The sequence below is a fragment of the Streptomyces sp. NPDC045701 genome (genome assembly GCF_056432045.1).
Genome location: NZ_JBWKJV010000036.1, coordinates 1 through 16117, shown reverse-complemented (window position 1 = coordinate 16117; position 16117 = coordinate 1). Strand labels below are relative to the sequence as shown.

At 73.7% G+C, this 16117-nt stretch carries 13 protein-coding genes, 4 tRNA genes and 1 other RNA gene; 8 read left to right on the top strand and 10 right to left on the bottom strand.

Going from position 1 to position 16117, the window contains the following annotated elements; genetic code table 11:
* Positions 1-88: 88 nt before the first annotated feature.
* Positions 89-1345 carry an ATP-grasp domain-containing protein gene (locus tag AC07DW_RS27055; RefSeq protein WP_478860294.1) on the bottom strand — a complete coding sequence of 419 codons (1257 nt, stop codon included), beginning with the start codon at positions 1343-1345 and terminating at the stop codon, positions 89-91.
* Between the two features lie 106 nt (positions 1346-1451).
* Between AC07DW_RS27055 and AC07DW_RS27050 the strand changes: the two genes are divergently transcribed.
* Positions 1452-1928 (top strand): tetratricopeptide repeat protein, encoded by a 477-nt coding sequence (locus AC07DW_RS27050; RefSeq protein WP_478860293.1) that lies wholly within the window; start codon positions 1452-1454, stop codon positions 1926-1928.
* 101 nt (positions 1929-2029) lie between these two features.
* Here the strand turns inward: AC07DW_RS27050 and AC07DW_RS27045 are convergent.
* Positions 2030-2117 (bottom strand) — tRNA-Ser (locus AC07DW_RS27045).
* A gap of 118 nt (positions 2118-2235) precedes the next feature.
* Between AC07DW_RS27045 and ffs the strand changes: the two genes are divergently transcribed.
* The 6 genes from ffs to AC07DW_RS27015 all read left to right on the top strand — a co-directional run bounded on the left by ffs (position 2236) and on the right by AC07DW_RS27015 (position 11050).
* An RNA gene (gene ffs, locus AC07DW_RS27040) (signal recognition particle sRNA small type) lies at positions 2236-2334 on the top strand.
* 61 nt (positions 2335-2395) lie between these two features.
* The gene (locus tag AC07DW_RS27035) at positions 2396-4651 is read left to right on the top strand and encodes a DNA polymerase III subunit gamma and tau (protein WP_478860292.1); all 2256 of its coding nucleotides are present in this window, start codon (positions 2396-2398) and stop codon (positions 4649-4651) included.
* A 61-nt stretch (positions 4652-4712) separates the two neighbouring features.
* Complete coding sequence (purD, locus tag AC07DW_RS27030; protein ID WP_478860291.1) at positions 4713-5963, top strand: phosphoribosylamine--glycine ligase; 1251 nt, start codon at positions 4713-4715, stop codon at positions 5961-5963.
* Positions 5964-6254: 291 nt separating this feature from the next.
* Complete coding sequence (locus tag AC07DW_RS27025; RefSeq protein ID WP_478860290.1) at positions 6255-8162, top strand: hypothetical protein; 1908 nt, start codon at positions 6255-6257, stop codon at positions 8160-8162.
* Between the two features lie 145 nt (positions 8163-8307).
* Entirely contained in the window at positions 8308-9768 is a 1461-nt protein-coding gene (locus AC07DW_RS27020; RefSeq protein ID WP_478860289.1) for a N,N-dimethylformamidase beta subunit family domain-containing protein, read from the top strand.
* Positions 9769-10150: 382 nt separating this feature from the next.
* Positions 10151-11050, top strand: coding sequence for a phosphoribosylaminoimidazolesuccinocarboxamide synthase (locus tag AC07DW_RS27015; protein ID WP_478860288.1), 900 nt, complete (start codon positions 10151-10153; stop codon positions 11048-11050).
* A gap of 45 nt (positions 11051-11095) precedes the next feature.
* On the opposite strand, the gene AC07DW_RS27010 is transcribed toward AC07DW_RS27015, so the two are convergent.
* From AC07DW_RS27010 to AC07DW_RS26975, 8 genes are all read right to left on the bottom strand, one after another.
* Positions 11096-11168 (bottom strand) — tRNA-Gly (locus tag AC07DW_RS27010).
* 21 nt (positions 11169-11189) lie between these two features.
* The gene (locus AC07DW_RS27005) at positions 11190-11804 is read right to left on the bottom strand and encodes a response regulator (RefSeq protein ID WP_478860287.1); all 615 of its coding nucleotides are present in this window, start codon (positions 11802-11804) and stop codon (positions 11190-11192) included.
* On the bottom strand, positions 11801-13072 hold the full coding sequence (locus AC07DW_RS27000) for a sensor histidine kinase (RefSeq protein ID WP_478860286.1): 1272 nt from the start codon (positions 13070-13072) through the stop codon (positions 11801-11803). The genes AC07DW_RS27005 and AC07DW_RS27000 overlap by 4 nt, the downstream gene beginning before the upstream one ends.
* Before the next feature lie 21 nt (positions 13073-13093).
* Positions 13094-13852: an ABC transporter permease gene (locus tag AC07DW_RS26995; RefSeq protein ID WP_478860330.1), complete on the bottom strand. Its 759-nt coding sequence runs from the start codon at positions 13850-13852 to the stop codon at positions 13094-13096.
* Positions 13853-13865: 13 nt separating this feature from the next.
* Positions 13866-14774, bottom strand: coding sequence for an ABC transporter ATP-binding protein (locus AC07DW_RS26990; RefSeq protein ID WP_478860285.1), 909 nt, complete (start codon positions 14772-14774; stop codon positions 13866-13868).
* A 175-nt stretch (positions 14775-14949) separates the two neighbouring features.
* Positions 14950-15022 (bottom strand) — tRNA-Gly (locus AC07DW_RS26985).
* Between the two features lie 84 nt (positions 15023-15106).
* Positions 15107-15178: transfer RNA gene (locus AC07DW_RS26980), tRNA-Gly, on the bottom strand.
* A 143-nt stretch (positions 15179-15321) separates the two neighbouring features.
* Positions 15322-15669: a histone-like nucleoid-structuring protein Lsr2 gene (locus AC07DW_RS26975; protein WP_478860284.1), complete on the bottom strand. Its 348-nt coding sequence runs from the start codon at positions 15667-15669 to the stop codon at positions 15322-15324.
* Between the two features lie 338 nt (positions 15670-16007).
* On the opposite strand from AC07DW_RS26975, the gene AC07DW_RS26970 reads away from it, so the two are divergent.
* The coding region (locus tag AC07DW_RS26970) for a phosphoribosylformylglycinamidine synthase subunit PurS (RefSeq protein ID WP_478860329.1) at positions 16008-16117 on the top strand (110 nt) is incomplete at its 3' end.

The window sequence follows — 16117 nt, the reverse complement described above, 5'->3', positions numbered from 1 at the left end:
GTCCTCCGGTTCGTTGCGTCCTGCTGACTTCCCTGGTCGGCGTCGGTTGTGTTCCACGGGCCCGTACGCCTTCACGGACCCGTACGCGTCACGCGGTGCGTGCCGCTTCCGGTCGCGTCCCGTACGGCGCCCCCAACAGCCGCCGCGCGGTGGCCAGACGCCGGGCCGCCTCCTGCGGCCCGTCACCCACGACGACCACCCGCGCGCAGGACCCGGGGGTTGTACGTGAGTTCGGGGGCCGGCTCCGTACGTTCACGGCGCGGACGTACGGCAGGGCGTGGAGCGCGTCGGTCGCGGGGGTGCCGGGCGGGCGGTCGGCGGGGAGCCTGACGAAGCCGGCCATGGCGGTGCGGCGGAGGGTGGGCGGGGCCAGGAGCCCGCCGGTGAGCGCACGGAACGACTCCGTCTCCAGGTCGGTGCCGCGGGCCAGCTCCACGAGCAGGGGGATGCCGTCCCCGCCGAGGCCCGCGCGGGCGGCCAGGACGCGGGTCCCGTGCGGTGTCCGCACCACCGTGGTGTGCGTGGGGCCGTTCTCGAATCCGGCGAGGTCCAGCAGCGCGCACACCGCCGACCGGATCTCCGCCTCGGCGCGGTCGCCGAGCGGCGCGGGATGGACGTGGGAGACCGTCTCGAAACGCGGTGGGCCCGTGGTCCGGGTGGCCGTGACACCGACGACCTGGTGCATCCCGTCGACGCTGAGGGTCTCCACGGCGTACTGCGGGCCGGGCAGGTACTCCTCGACGAGGAAGGGCCCGGGGGTGTCGCGGGCCGCCGCTTCCCGTTCCCAGTCGGCCGACCCGTACGGCCCCCGGACCAGCGTCGCGCCGCACGGGCTCGCCGCCCGGGCGGACTTGACCACGACGGGTGCTCCCCCGAACCGCGCCACGGCCCGCGGGACCGCTGCCGCGTCGGCGGCGCGCTCGGCCCGTACGCGAAGCCGGGGGTAGTCCCGCAGCAGCTCCCGCATCGCGCCCCGGTCGCCGAGCGTCCGTACCGCGTCCGCGGGGTTGGCGCCGAGCCCGAGGGCCTCGGCCTCCGCGAGGACGGAGGCCACCGCGTGCCCGCCGCCGAGGTGCATCACATGGGTCACCCGGTGCTCGTGGGCGGTACGGGCGATGAGGGCGCGCAACCCCGCCTCGTCGTCCAGGTCGGCCAGCAGCAACCGCTCGGAGTGCCGGGCCACCTCGTCGAGGTCGGCCCGCTCGCGCAGTGCCGGGTCCCACACCGACCACACGCGGCATCCGGCCGCGGCGGCCGTGCGTACGAGCCGGTCCGAGGGCAGCACCATCAGGACGCGCTCCGCGGACCGGGCGTCCGGGGGATGGTCGGACGGGTCGTCCGTCATGGGCCGGCCTCCTCGATCGACTGCGGCGAGTCTGGCGGGAGGGCTTCCCGATCCGTTCCCTCACGGTTCCGGCACCCCGGGAACCCGGTGCTGGGACGATGTGCGCATGAGCGCAACGGAAGACGACGGGCTCGAAGAGACCCGCCGCGAACTGCTGGACCTGGCCGCCCGCGACCCGGACGACGCGCGCGTGCAGTACCGCGCGGCCTGCGTCCACGACCGGCTGGGCCTGGAGGCCGAGGCGGTCCCCTTCTACGAGCGCTGCCTCGCCGGCACCGGCCTCCCCGACGAGGACCGCCGCGGCGCCCTCCTGGGCCTGGGCAGCACCTACCGGGTACTCGGCCAGTACGCCCGCGCCGTCGAGACCCTCCGCCGCGGCGTCGCGGAGTACCCGGACGACGGCGGCCTGCGGACCTTCCTGGCCATGGCGCTCCACAACACGGGCGACCACCACGAGGCCATGGGCATCCTGCTGGACCTCCTCGCCACCACGAGCCGGGACCCCTCGGTCCAGCGGTACCGCCGCGCCATCGGCCTGTACGCCAAGGACCTCGACGCCACGGCCGGGCCCCCCGCCGGCTGAACACCAAAGGGCCGGCCCCTTTTCCCTCGACCGAGACGGAAGACGACGAAGGGCCCCACCGCGAACGGTGGGGCCCTTCGACATCGTGCCCGGTGAGGCACTGGCGGAGGATACGAGATTCGAACTCGTGAGGGGTTGCCCCCAACACGCTTTCCAAGCGTGCGCCCTAGGCCACTAGGCGAATCCTCCGCCGCAAACAATACAAGACGTTGAGGAGTGCTCGCGAACCCGTTCCGCCGGCCGCCGGCCGATGGCGTCCGGAGTGACCGGGGGTGCCCCGGCGGGTCACGGCATCGGGTAGGCTGGGCGCAGCCCCTCACGTGGCGCTATCTGACTGAACTCCCCCAGGGCCGGAAGGCAGCAAGGGTAGGTCGGCTCTGGCGGGTGCGTGAGGGGCGCTTGCGTCGGGGGGCGGGGGTCCCGGTGGGCCGGGTCGATTGTCGGTGGGGCCCGATATCGTCGTAAGGGTGTCGTCCCTTGCGCTGTACCGCCGCTATCGTCCCGAGTCCTTCGCCGAGGTCATCGGGCAGGAGCATGTCACCGACCCGCTGCAGCAGGCCCTGCGGAACAACCGGGTCAATCACGCGTACCTGTTCAGCGGGCCCCGCGGGTGCGGCAAGACGACCAGCGCGAGGATCCTGGCCCGCTGCCTGAACTGTGAGCAAGGTCCCACGCCCACCCCCTGCGGGGAGTGCCAGTCGTGCCAGGACCTGGCCAGGAACGGGCCGGGTTCGATCGACGTCATCGAGATCGACGCCGCGTCCCACGGTGGCGTGGACGACGCCCGTGACCTGCGGGAGAAGGCCTTCTTCGGGCCGGCGAGCAGCCGGTACAAGATCTACATCATCGACGAGGCCCACATGGTCACCTCGGCGGGCTTCAACGCCCTGCTGAAGGTGGTCGAGGAGCCGCCGGAGCACCTGAAGTTCATCTTCGCGACGACCGAGCCCGAGAAGGTCATCGGCACCATCCGGTCGCGGACGCACCACTACCCGTTCCGGCTCGTGCCGCCCGGGACGCTCCGGGAGTACCTGGGCGAGGTGTGCGGCAAGGAGGGGATCCCCGTCGAGGACGGGGTGCTGCCGCTCGTCGTGCGGGCCGGGGCCGGGTCGGTGCGTGACTCGATGTCCGTCATGGACCAGCTGCTGGCCGGCGCCGCCGAGGACGGTGTGACGTACGCCATGGCCACGGCGCTCCTCGGGTACACGGACAGCTCGCTGCTCGACTCGGTGGTGGACGCCTTCGCCGCCGGGGACGGGGCCGCCGCGTTCGAGGTGGTCGACCGGGTCATCGAGGGCGGCAACGACCCCCGGCGGTTCGTGACCGACCTGCTGGAGCGGCTGCGCGACCTGGTCATCCTGGCCGCGGTGCCGGACGCCGCCGACAAGGGGCTCATCGACGCGCCCGCCGACGTGATCGAGCGGATGCAGGCCCAGGCGTCCGTGTTCGGCGCCGCCGAGCTCAGCCGGGCCGCCGACATCGTGAACACCGGGCTCACCGAGATGCGGGGCGCCACCTCGCCGAGGCTCCAGCTGGAGCTGATCTGCGCCCGCGTGCTGCTGCCCGCCGCGTTCACCGACGAGCGGTCGCTGCTGGCCCGGCTGGACCGGCTGGAGCGCGGCTCGGTGGTCCAGGGCGCCGCGTTCCAGGCGACGGGGCCGGGCCCCGCCATGGGGTACGTGCCCGGTCCCGAGGCCCACGCCCAGGTGCCGCCCGCCGTGCCGGGTGGCGTGCCGGGCGGCGGACCCGCCGCGGCTCGTGCGGCGGTACGGGGCCCGGGCGACGCCCCGGCTCCGGGACCCGCGCCGGCCCAGGTGCCCGCGCCCGACCCGGTGGCGGCGCCCGAGCCGGGCCCGGCGGCCGCGCCCGCCGCCGCGCAGCCCGCGCCCGCCGCGCCGCCCGCCGCTTCCCGTCCCGGCGCGTGGCCGTCCGCCGTCGCGCCCGGGGCCCAGGAGCCGGCCGGCCGGCCGGGCGCCTGGCCCTCGGCGTCGGCGCCGGGCCGTCCCGGCGGCCTGGCGCAGCCCGGGCCGTCGGTGCCCGCGCCGGCACCGGCCGCCCCGGCGCCCGCGTCCGCGTCCGCGCCCGCACCGGCCGCCGGGCCGGGGACGGCCCAGGGCGCCGCCCAGGTGCGGAACATGTGGCCGGACATCCTGGAGGCGGTCAAGAACCGCCGCCGCTTCACCTGGATCCTGCTCAGCCAGAACGCCCAGGTCGCCGGCTTCGACGGCACCACCCTCCAGCTCGGCTTCCTCAACGCCGGCGCCCGGGACAACTTCGCGAGCAGCGGCAGCGAGGACGTCCTGCGGCAGGCGCTCGCCGAGCAGTTCAACGTCCAGTGGAAGATCGAGGCGATCGTCGACCCCTCGGGCGGCTCAGCGCCCCCGCCCGCGTCCGGAGGCGGCGGCTACGGTGGCGGTGGCAGTGGCTACGGCGGCGGCGGTGGCGGCGGTGGCGGTGGAGGCCGCCCGCCCGCGCCCCAGGCCGCCCCCGGCCCCGTACAGCAGGCACCGCAGGCGCCGGCGCCCCGGCCGTCCTCCGCGGCGCCCTCCGGTTCCTCCGGGCCCGAGCCCGCGCGCGCCCCGGCGGCCCGGCAGCCGGTGAGACCCGAGGACGACATGCCGGAGGACGACGACCCCGACCTGGTCGACTCCGCGCTCTCCGGTCACGAGCTGATCGTGCGCGAGCTCGGGGCGACGGTCGTGGAGGAATACACGAACGAGTAGCGGCGGCGCCCTCGGCGGCCCGCACAAAGGCCCCACCGCCGCGCGGGCTACTCTGGCTCGCGTGAAGGTCCTCGTCATTGGCGGCGGCGCCCGCGAACACGCCCTGTGCCGCTCACTGTCCCTCGATCCCGACGTCACCGCTCTGCACTGCGCGCCCGGCAACGCCGGAATCGCGGAGGTCGCCGAGCTTCACCCGGTCGACGCCCTCGACGGCGCGGCCGTGGCCCGCCTCGCCACCGGTCTGGGGGCCGACCTGGTCGTCGTCGGACCGGAGGCACCGCTCGTCGCGGGTGTCGCCGACGCCGTCCGGTCGGCCGGCATCCCCTGCTTCGGCCCCTCCGAAGAGGCCGCGCGGCTGGAGGGCTCCAAGGCGTTCGCCAAGGACGTGATGGCCGCCGCCGGCGTCCCCACGGCCCGCTCGTACGTCTGCGCCACCCACGAAGAGATCGACGAGGCGCTCGACGCCTTCGGCGCCCCGTACGTCGTCAAGGACGACGGCCTCGCGGCCGGCAAGGGCGTCGTCGTCACCGACGACGTCGAGCAGGCCCGGGCCCACGCCCGCTCCTGCGACCGCGTGGTCATCGAGGAGTACCTGGACGGCCCCGAGGTCTCCCTCTTCGCGATCACCGACGGCACGACGGTGCTGCCGCTCACCCCCGCCCAGGACTTCAAGCGCGCGCTGGACGACGACGAAGGCCCCAACACCGGCGGCATGGGCGCCTACTCGCCGCTGCCCTGGGCCGACCCCAAGCTGGTCGACGAGGTCATGGCGAGCGTCCTCCAGCCCACCGTGGACGAACTGCGCCGGCGCGGTACGCCCTTCCAGGGCCTGCTGTACGCGGGGCTCGCGATCACCTCGCGCGGCGTGCGCGTCATCGAGTTCAACGCCCGCTTCGGCGACCCGGAGACCCAGGTGGTCCTCGCCCGTCTCCGTACCCCGCTCGCCCGGGTCCTGCTGCACGCCGCCAACGGCACCCTCGACAGCGAGCCGCCCCTGACGTGGCACGACGACGCCGCCGTCACCGTGGTCGTCGCCTCGCACAACTACCCGGGCACGCCGCGCACCGGCGACCCGATCGAGGGCCTGGACGAGGTCGCGGCGAAGGACGCGCCGCACGCGTACGTCCTGCACGCCGGGACCAGGCGGGACGGCGACGCGGTCGTGAGCGCCGGTGGCCGCGTCCTGTCCGTCACCGCGACCGGGAAGGACCTCGCCGAGGCCCGGGAACGGGCGTACGCGGCGGTCGGACGCATCCGGCTCGACGGCTCCCAGCACCGTACGGACATCGCGCGCAAGGCCGCCGGGGAGTGAGCGCCGTAGCGAAGCGGGGAGTGAACCGGGAAGTCAACCGCGCGCTTCGCTGAACCGTCCGCACCTTTACCCAAAGCCATTCCATCGAGTGACGGCTGAGCCATCCGGATGACGCCTGCCGGTGCCCCAACTAGGGTGCCGCGCAGGCGTTCCGGCACTTGGCCCACCGGCATTGCGATGTCAGTGGCGGGTGCCACAGTGGGGGAGTGACCAACACCGCCGCGAGGCAGTCCGCCGCAGGGCAGAAGGGGGTGACGTACGGCCGTGTCCGATTCCGGTACTCGTTTCGGGATGGGTGAGGAGCGGGGTGCGCGGGCGGCGTACGCCCACGCCCTGGCCGTGCTGCGGGTCCGCAGCAGGGCGCTGGCCGTGGCGTTGCTGCCGGCCGCCTTCGCCGTGGTGCTGTCGACCGGTGCCGCCACGGGCCGTCTGTCCGGCGCCGGCTGGGACGCCGCGCGCTGGGTGGTGTCGGCCCTCGCGGCGGTGGTGCTGGTGGCCTGGGCGGCGGTCGCGGTCGTGATCGCGCGGGCCAGACCGGCGCTGACACCGACGGTGGAGATACCCGAGGCGTCGGCCCCCGACCTGTACGGGATGGTGCGGGACCTGGCGGGGCGCCTGGACGTCCCGGTGCCGTCGGGCATAGCGCTGACCCCCGACTGCGACAGCTGGCTGGAGGACCGGACGCACCCGGCGCACGGCCGGCCGGCCGTACCGGGCCTGCACCGCTCGGACACCCCGCCGGTCCTGGTCATAGGGTCGCCGTTCCTGTGGTGGATGCGGGTCGCCGAGCTGCGGGCGGTGCTGGCCCCGGTCGTCGCCGGCACGGGACCGTCCGCACACCCCGACATAGCGGCCGCCCGCCGTTTCGTCCGGGGCCTGGACGCGGCGGTCGCGGTGGCGGACCGGCCGGGACTCGATCCGGTACGGCGGCTGGGCGCGCGGTTCGTCGGCGCGGTCGCGCGGGTGCTGCTGCGCGGCTGCCGGACGCACGCCGCCGAGATGGAACGGGGCGTGGCGGCGGCCGCGTCGGAGCGTGCACAGGCTGTGGACTACGGCCTGCGGATCGTCGCCCAGGAGCAGGTCGGGCTGGCGTACGCGGGCTGGGACCGGCTGCTGACGCGGGTGGCCCTGCCCGCCTGGCGCATGGGCCGCTGGCCCTCCCGGCTGGACGCGGGCGTCGTCTCGGCGCTGACCGAGCTGTCGCGGCGCGACCGGCTGGCGGAGGGCTTCACCTCCCGGCTGGGTGAGCGCCCGGCGTGCGACCTGCTCGAAGAGCCCGGGCTCGTCGACGAGGCCACCTCGCTGCTGGCCGCCCGCCTCTTCCACGGCGGACCCGCCGAGGTGGGCCCCGACTGGGCCCCGGTGGACTGGCAGCAGTACCCGGACGAGGTGGTCGACCGCAAGTGGCGTACGGAGGCGGCGCGCCTCCACCGGGCCCTCGACCGTCTCGGGGTCGACCAGGCCGCGGAGGCGACGCTCGCCCGGGTGATGGACCACCTGTCCGCGACGCGCACCGGCGAGACGCTGGCCGCCGCGATAACGGCGGAGGTGTCCCGCGAGGCCACGGCCGGGGCCTCGCTGCCCGGCGCGGAGCCGGAGGCGCCCACCGCCCCTGCGCCCGGCCCCGTCCCCGTTCCCGCCTCCGTCGACGCCGCCGCGGCCCCGGCGCAGGGGCCGGACCCGGAAGCCGGCCGGGCCCCGGACGACCCGCACACCGCGCCCGCCGCACCGGCCCCGTACGACCCGCCCGCCCCGCAGGACCCGCACACCCCGCACGCCCCGATCACCCCGCACGCCCTCCGAGATCCGGACCTCCCGCACCCGGCCGGCCCCCCGCACCCGGACCAGGGCCTCCCGCCCGCTCCGCCGCCGCTCTCCGTCCCCGGCGACCTCGACCACGCCGCCTGGAGCCCCGGCGGGGACGCCCTGCCGCTGTTCCCGCTGCAGCCGCCCCGCAGCGGACGCGAACTGCTGGCCGATCACGTGACCGCCATGGTGTGCTGCGCCGCCGTCGACACCGCCGGCGCCGCACCGGGCCTGGACTGGCTCGACGGGCCGACCCTCCTCGTGGGCGGCAAGCGCCATCCCGACCTCGCCGCCCGGGTCCTGAGCCTCATAGAGGACGCCGATCCTGAGCCACTCCGCTCCTGGCTGACGACCGTCGGCGTGCGCCCGGAGAAACCCGTGCGCCTCGTCTGAAAGCCGGAGGACCGGCGCGCCCGGAGCGGAATGCCACGATCCGTTCTCGCCGATTAACGACGAACGGTGACGGACTGCGTGCGTTATGTGATGTGCTGGAGACCGGCACTGACAGTCGCAGGGGAGTCGAGGGAGGGGCGCACCTATGGGGGCGGAGCAGATTCGGCGGTGGGAATCCGGGGCCCTCGCCCATGCCGTCACGGACCCGTTCGGCCAGGGACCGCTGCCCTGGCTCCGGGGCAGCGAGCAGTACATCGGCGACACCGGCCAGGTCGTGCCCTGGTACGCCGATCCGGCCCTCGCGCGCGGCGGCCACGGCGGACCGCGCTCCGCCGACGACGTGCGCCGCCAGATCAAGGGCTTCGCCTCCGCCGGCGCGGTCGCGCCCGGCGAGGCGATCGACTTCCACATCACGGTGGACCCACCGCAGCAGTTCTCGGTCGACATCTACCGGATCGGTCACTACGCGGGCGACGGCGCAGCCAAGATCACCACGAGCCCCCGTCTCTCCGGCATCGTCCAGCCGCCCCCGCTCACCGCCGACCGAACCGTCTCCTGCCACCACTGGTGGCTCTCCTGGCGCCTCCAGGTCCCCTCGTACTGGTCGATCGGCGCGTACGTGGCCGTGCTCACCACCGTGGACGGCTACCGCTCCCACATCCCGTTCACCGTCCGCGACAGCCACCCCGCCGACCTGCTCCTGCTCCTCCCGGACGTCACCTGGCAGGCTTACAACCTCTACCCGGAGGACGGCCGTACCGGCGCCAGCCTCTACCACGCGTGGGACGAGGAAGGCCGCCTGCTCGGCGAGGAGGACGCCGCCACCACCGTCTCCTTCGACCGCCCGTACGCCGGCGCGGGCCTGCCCCTGCACGTGGGCCACGCCTACGACTTCATCCGCTGGGCCGAGCGGTACGGCTACGACCTCGCCTACGCCGACGCCCGCGACCTGCACGCGGGCCGCATCGACCCCACCCGGTACCGGGGCCTGGTCTTCCCCGGCCACGACGAGTACTGGTCGGTGCCCATGCGGCGCACCGTGGAGCGCGCCCGCGACCAGGGCACCTCGCTGGTGTTCCTCTCCGCCAACACCATGTACTGGCAGGTCGAGCTCTCGCCGTCCGCCTCCGGTGTCCCCGACCGCCTGCTGTCCTGCCGAAAACGTCGCGGTCCCGGCAAGCCCGCCCTGTGGCGCGAGGTCGACCGCCCCGAGCAGCAGCTGCTCGGCATCCAGTACGCGGGCCGGGTCCCCGAACCGCACCCCATGGTCGTCCGCAACGCCGAGCACTGGCTCTGGGACGCGACCGGCGCCGGCGAGGGGGACGAACTGCCCGGCCTCGTCGCCGGCGAGGCCGACCGGTACTTCCCGCGCACCGCCCTCCCCGAGCACCGGCGGCGCATCCTGCTCGCCCACTCCCCCTACCGGGACGGCGACAACCAGCTGCGCCACCAGGAGACGTCCCTCTACCGGGCCCCCTCCGGCGCCCTCGTCTTCGCCTCGGGCACCTTCGCCTGGTCCCCCGCCCTGGACCGGCCGGGTCATGTCGACCTCCGTATCCAGCGCGCCACGGCCAACCTCCTGGACCGCATCTGCAAACGGGACTAGAACGCACCCAGGAGTTCCGTTCCCGGCCCCCACCCGACCCACGACGACCGCACTCCACCGCCCCACCGGGGGCCGACCCGGCCCCGCCCGAGGACACGACCCGCATCCACCGGAGAGGGTCTCGGACGGACCGGAAAAGGCTCCGGGCCCACCGGGGAGGATTCCGGGGCGCGGTCCCGGGAAGAGTTCCGGGGCACGGTCCCGGAAGAGGCCCCGGGAAGGGACTCCGGGAAAGGACTCCGGGCCGTGCCCGGGGACCGCTCCGGAAAATGCTCAGAGATCCTTCCCGACCATCCCGTGCGATCCGCGAGACCCCTGGCCAAAGCCCGGCCCCGCATGCGGGAGAATCGGAGCCGATTGGACAGAACCACGGGGAGGAACCGTGTCCGGATTCGTCGAAAAGCCCGAACCGCTTGAGGTGCCGGGCCTGGTACACCTGCACACCGGCAAGGTGCGCGACCTGTACCAGAACGAGGCGGGAGACCTCGTCATGGTCGCCAGTGACCGCATCTCCGCCTACGACTGGGTGCTGCCCACCGAGATCCCGGACAAGGGCCGCGTTCTCACGCAGCTCTCGCTCTGGTGGTTCGACCGGCTCGCCGACCTCATCCCCAACCACGTCATCTCCACCGAGCTGCCCGCCGGCGCCCCCGCCGACTGGGCGGGCCGCACCCTGATCTGCCGGTCGCTGCGCATGGTCCCGGTCGAGTGCGTGGCCCGCGGCTACCTCACCGGCTCCGGCCTGGTCGAGTACGAGGAGTCCCGTACGGTCTGCGGCCTGGCCCTTCCCGAAGGTCTCACCGACGGCTCGGAGCTCCCGGCCCCGATCTTCACCCCCGCCACCAAGGCGGCCGTGGGCGACCACGACGAGAACGTGTCGTACGAGGAGGTCGCCCGCCAGGTCGGCGCCGAGACCGCCGCCCAGCTGCGGCAGTCCACCCTCGCGATCTACTCCCGCGCCCGCGACATCGCCCGGGACCGGGGGATCATCCTGGCGGACACCAAGTTCGAGTTCGGGCTCGACGGCGACGGCCTGGTCCTCGCCGACGAGGTGCTGACGCCGGACTCCTCCCGCTTCTGGCCGGCCGACTCCTGGGAGCCGGGCCGCGCCCAGCCGTCGTACGACAAGCAGTACGTGCGCGACTGGCTGACCTCGCCGGCCTCCGGCTGGGACCGCAGGGGCGAGCAGCCGCCGCCGGCCCTGCCGCAGCAGGTCGTGGAGGCGACCCGGGCGAAGTACCTGGAGGCGTACGAGCTGCTGACCGGCAAGACCTGGCAGTAGGCACGAAGAAGCCCCCCGGCCGACCGGCCGGGGGGCTTCCATCTGAGCGGACGACGAGGCTCGAACTCGCGACCTCAACCTTGGCAAGGTTGCGCTCTACCAACTGAGCTACGTCCGCATGCGCCGTGGCGCGAGACCACTATACCCAACCTCGCTCGCGGGCGAGACGCGCCGCCGTGTGGCGGTTCTCGGCGCCCAGCTTCGAGGCGGCCGACGACAGGTAGTTCCGTACGGTCCCGGGGGACAGGGAGGCCCGCTCGGCGATCTCCGCGATCGGCGCCCCGTCCACCGCCAGCTCCAGCACCTCCGCCTCGCGGGCGGTCAGCGGCGAGTCACCGGCGGAGATGGCGTCGGCGGCCAACTCCGGGTCGACGTAGCGGTGCCCGCCGTGCACGGTACGGATGATCTCGGCGAGCCGCTGGGCGCTGACCGTCTTGGGCACGAATCCCCGCACGCCCGCCGCGAGGGCCCGCTTCAGGTGGCCGGGGCGTCCGTGGCCGGTCACGATCATGGTGCGGCAGCCGGGGAGTTCGGTGCGCAGCGATGTGGCGACCTTCACACCGTCGGCGCCCGGCATCTGCAGGTCCAGCACCGCCACGTCCGGCCGGTGCGCCCGCGCCATGGCGAGCGCCTCGGGCCCGGACGCCGCCTCGGCGACGACCACGAGGTCGTCCTCCAGCCCCAGCAGGGCGGCCAGCGCGCCCCGTATCAGGTGCTCGTCGTCGGCCAGCAGGACGCGCACGGGGGCGGTCACCGGGCCGCCCCCGTCACGGCCGTCCCGACCGGCACCCGGGCCGTCACGCGGAACCGCCCGCCGCTCACCCGGCCCGCCTCCAGCGTCCCGTCCAGCGCCGCGAGCCGTTCCCGCAGTCCGGCCAGCCCCGTCCCGGCCCCGGCGCCCGAACCGGCCCCGGCGCCCGGCCCGGCGGCCGGACCCGCACCGCCGTCCGCTCCGTCGTTCTCGACCACCAGCACCGCGCACCCCTCCTCCGCACCAACCGGCCCGGACACCGACACCGACACCGAGCACCGCCGCGCGTCCCCGTGCCGCAGCACGTTGGTGGTGCCCTCCCGTACCACCCAGGCGAGCGCCGACTGGACCGGTGCCGGCAGTTCCCCCGTCGCGGCCTCCACCGTGCAGGTGATCCCGGCCGCCGCCAACACGCTCCGCGCGCCCTCCAGTTCCGTGTGCAGGTCGGCCTCCCGGTAGCCCCGCACCACGTCCCGGACCTCCCGCTGGGACTCCTGCGCGATCCGCTGCACCTCTGCCATCTGGTCCACCGCCGCCTCCGCCTTGCCCCGCCGGGCCAGCTGCACCGCCAGCTCGCTCTTCAGCGCGATCACCGACAGGTTGCGGCCCATCACGTCGTGCAGGTCCCGCCCGAACCGCAGCCGTTCCTCGGCGACCGCGAGCCGCGCCTGAAGCTCACGCGCCGCGTCCAGCTCCCACACCGCCCGCAGCAGCCAGCTGGAGAACCCGCTGGTCGAGGCGAGGGACACGCCCGCGATCAGGACACCGACCGCGAAGCCGACCGCCTCCGCGGGCCGCAACCCGAGCCCGAGGCCGGTCCCGGCGGTGCCGACCCCCGAGGCCAGCACCAGGCCGAGCATGTGCCGGGTCTTCCTCAGGCCCAGCACCACTCCGCCGATGCCGAAGGCCAGCACCCCCACCACCATGGTGGCGACGGCCTCCACGTTCCTCTGCCCACCGAACCGGTACAGCGCCAGCGCCGCCGTGGCGAGCACGCAGGACGCCACCCCGAACACCACCATGAGCCGGCCCGGACGGGCCCGCCGCCCCACGGTCCAGTCCAGCGCCCGGGACGCCAGCACACCACCCAGTACGGAGTGCGCGGCGACCAGCAGGAACAGCCACCCGCCCAGCGGCAGCGGGGTCCGGCTCAGTACGCCCAGCCCGATCGAAGCCACTTCGAGCAGCGCGAACAGGTGGTACGACCAGCGGGTGTACAGCTCGACCTTCTCCGGGTTGCTCCGCCGGCTCCACCACCCCGTGAGCCTCATCTTCCCGCCCCCGCCCCCCTGTCAACGCCGTGGCTCCCAGCGGAACCACCGCTGCACAGCAAACACCGAGATCACCGTCCAGGCCAGCGCCGTCAGCGCCGCACCCATCGAATCACCCGCGTCGCCCCAGTCACCCAGCCAGCCGGCCCGTACGAGCGTCATCACACCGGACAGCGGCAGCAGTTCGCACACCGAGGCGACCCTCTCCGGAAGCACCTCCAGGGGGACGAACAGGCCGGAACCCATCGCCGAGACCAGGAACAGCGGCATGGTGGTGATCTGCGCGCTCTCCACGGTGCGGGTGGCCGCCGCCGTCGCCCCGGCGAGGGCGATCAGCATCACGATCCCCAGCAGCAGACCGGCAGCCAGGAGTTCCGGCCGCGCGGGTGTGCGCACATCGAGCAGGACCACGCCGGCCCCCACGATCAGCGCGCTCTGCGCCACCGCGAGCACGACCGCCGGCAGCGCGGTGCCTGCGAGGATCTCCCGGTCGGAGGCCTCCCCCGTCCGCAGCCGCTTCAGCACCAGCTCCTCACGCCGGGACACGTACGCGGAGACGAGGTTGAGGTAGACGACAAGGATCAGCATCATCACCACACCACCGCTGAGCGCCGCCTCCATGGCGCTCATCCCGGTCCGGTCCAGGCCCACCCGGTCGAGGGAGGACCGCAGCACCCCCACCATCAGCACCGGCATCAGCAGTGCCGTGAACAGCGCGTACCGGTTCCGTACGAGGAGCGTCAGCTCGGCCCGCCCCAGCGCGCCCATGCGCGCCGTCATCGTGGTCGCCACGTCACACACCCACCGTTTCGTTCCGCGCGATGTCGAGGAAGGCCTCTTCGAGGGAGGCCGACCGGGCGTCGAGCCCTTCGAGCCGTACGCCCGTCTCCCGGGCCCACAGCAGGAGTTCGCCGAGCGACTCCTGAAGGGTGTGGGTACGGATCTCGACGTGCCGCCCCGTGGCGGCGGCCCGCAGCGACAGCGGCAACCGCGCGGCCGGGACCCCCTCGGGCAGCACGAACCGGATGCGTGAGGGGCGCGCGGCCGTCACCTCGGCGGGCGTCCCGGCCGTCACGATCCGGCCCCCGTGCATGATCGCCAGCCGGTCGGCGAGCGCCTCGGCCTCCTCCAGGTAGTGCGTGGTCAGCAGCACGGTCGTACCGGCGTCCCGGAGCCGGCGCACCAACTCCCAGGTGTCGCGCCGCCCCTCGGCGTCCAGCCCGGTCGACGGCTCGTCCAGGAACAGCACCTCCGGGTCGCCGAGCAGTGCCAGCGCCAGGTCGAGCCGCCGCTTCTCGCCGCCGGACAGCTGCTTGACGCGCACCCTGGCCCGGCCGCCCAGGCCGACCATGTCCAGCGCCTCCCCGGCCGGCCGCGCACCGCTGGTGCAGCCGGCCCACATCCGTACGGTCTCCCTGACCGTGAGGTCGGCGGGGAAGCCGCCTTCCTGGAGCATCACGCCGATCCGCGGCCGGACGGCGGCGCGTTCGGCGTACGGGTCGTGGCCGAGCACCCGCACGGTGCCGCCGCTCGGGCGGGCGAGCCCTTCGAGCAGCTCCACGGTGGACGTCTTGCCGGCGCCGTTCGTACCGAGCAGGGCGAAGACCTCGCCGTGCGACACGGTGAAGGTGATCCCGGACACGGCCTCGAATCCCCCGGCATAGCTGCGCCGTACGTCCTCCGCCTCAATCACTTGGGTCATGCCTCAAGGCTTCCGCCGGCCAACGCGCGCGGGCAGGTCGCGGTGTCACCGCATGTCGATGACAAATGTCATCGGTGCGCCGGACGGCCCCCCGGCACCGGTAACAGGTCGCTCAACTCGTCGGAACGGAAACGCCGAAGGCCCCGGTCGTGATGACCGGGGCCTTCGTTCTCTGAGCGGACGACGAGATTCGAACTCGCGACCCTCACCTTGGCAAGGTGATGCTCTACCAACTGAGCCACGTCCGCATTGCTGCCGCTCGGCTTTCACCGGGCGGTGCGAACACCACTGTACCTGATCCATTCCATCGGAGTGGACGGTACGTGATGCAGAGCGGGTGACAGGGATCGCACACTGCGCCTTCCCCCTGGAAGGGGGATGTTCTACTACTGAACTACACCCGCACGCTGCGTGAGGTTCGGGCCTTTCGGCCTTGCCCCTCGGCGTGATCCAAACTCTAGCGGATCACCCGGGGTGTTGCGCAACTCGGCGGTGCGAGGTCCGTCCGGGCGGCCCGGACGGGCGGCCCGGACGAGCCGGGGGATCGTCAGCTCGCGTCGCGGAACGCCTCGTAGACCCGCTTCGGGATCCGGCCGCGCGCGGGGACGTCCATGTTGTGGGACTGCGCCCAGGCGCGGACCGCCGCCGGGTCGGGTTCGAGCGAGGTGTGCTTGTACGAGGAGCGCGGGCGCCCCGGCCCCCCGCCGCTGCCGCCGGCGGCGGACTGTCTGCGGGCGGCCGCCAGGTACGGGGCGAGGGTCTTGCGCAGTTTCTTTGCATTGGCAGGATTGAGGTCGATCTCGTACGACTTACCGTCGAGGCCGAAGGTGACCGTTTCCGCCGCTTCGCCTCCGTCGATGTCGTCGAAGAGCGTCACCACTACGCGCTGCGCCACGGATATCGGTCCTTTCCACGGTGTGCCGCCCCCACCTGTCAGGCACGGCTCCTGCCCTGCCTGACGTGCGGCGATACCGGATTAACGGCTGTTGAGGTGCAATGCTGCTTTCCTCTGTATTCCTTTGTACAGCGGAACGCGCGACATTGTGAAGCCCAGCCAATTGCACCAGCGTGTCCGGCGGCAATCACCGGGGGCATTTTTTTGCGCGATTTTTCCCGCGGTTCGGCGACTGTTCCCGTCGTCATTTGTAGGGACCTCCAGATGTCTACTCGCGTAGATTTTGGAGACAGGTACGCTGAGGGAACCGCCCACGCAACACACCACCGGGAGTGCCAGTGGCACGCGTCGTAGTCGACGTCATGCTCAAGCCGGAGATCCTCGACCCGCAGGGACAGGCGGTGCAGCGTGCACTGCCTCGCCTGGGTTTCGGGGGGATCGCCGACGT

Bases quoted from the DNA above. Each gene is read 5' to 3' on its own strand.
- AC07DW_RS27055 (WP_478860294.1), bottom strand. From the start codon at position 1,345: ATGACGGACGACCCGTCCGACCATCCCCCGGACGCCCGGTCCGCGGAG.
- AC07DW_RS27050 (WP_478860293.1), top strand. From the start codon at position 1,452: ATGAGCGCAACGGAAGACGACGGGCTCGAAGAGACCCGCCGCGAACTG.
- AC07DW_RS27025 (WP_478860290.1), top strand. From the start codon at position 6,255: ATGGGTGAGGAGCGGGGTGCGCGGGCGGCGTACGCCCACGCCCTGGCC.
- AC07DW_RS27020 (WP_478860289.1), top strand. From the start codon at position 8,308: ATGGGGGCGGAGCAGATTCGGCGGTGGGAATCCGGGGCCCTCGCCCAT.
- AC07DW_RS27000 (WP_478860286.1), bottom strand. From the start codon at position 13,072: ATGAGGCTCACGGGGTGGTGGAGCCGGCGGAGCAACCCGGAGAAGGTC.
- AC07DW_RS26995 (WP_478860330.1), bottom strand. From the start codon at position 13,852: ATGACGGCGCGCATGGGCGCGCTGGGGCGGGCCGAGCTGACGCTCCTC.
- AC07DW_RS26990 (WP_478860285.1), bottom strand. From the start codon at position 14,774: ATGACCCAAGTGATTGAGGCGGAGGACGTACGGCGCAGCTATGCCGGG.